The organism is Chromohalobacter sp. HP20-39, assembly GCF_033052815.1.
Classification (GTDB): Bacteria; Pseudomonadota; Gammaproteobacteria; order Pseudomonadales; family Halomonadaceae; genus Chromohalobacter.
In genome coordinates, this window is record NZ_JAWHTP010000808.1 from 1 (window position 1) to 260 (window position 260).

Sequence of the window (260 nt, forward strand, 5' to 3'; positions counted from 1 at the left end):
TAGTTCAAATGAACCATCGGATTTTGCAGTCGCATGTTGTGGCGGGCGCCGCACGGCAGGTCGTAAGTACATTGGTGCGATGGGGCTCGCGAGGGGATGTCGCAGTTGGTAAGGCGATTACCGGGCCGCTTGCGCTAATTCGATAATTTTTCCACAATTTTTAAATTTTACTTTTCAAAAAATGAAAGTAGCTGTCATAACGGGGATTACAGGGCAGGACGGGGCTTATCTGGCGGAACTCTTGCTAAGCAAGAATTATC

At 48.1% G+C, this 260-nt stretch carries 1 protein-coding gene; it reads left to right on the forward strand.

Annotation, left to right across the window (positions count from 1 at the left end):
* Window positions 1–181 precede the first annotated feature (181 nt).
* Window positions 182–260, forward strand: a 79-nt coding sequence (locus RVY79_RS20190) for a GDP-mannose 4,6-dehydratase (RefSeq protein ID WP_317466361.1), incomplete at its 3' end; no start/stop codon positions are given.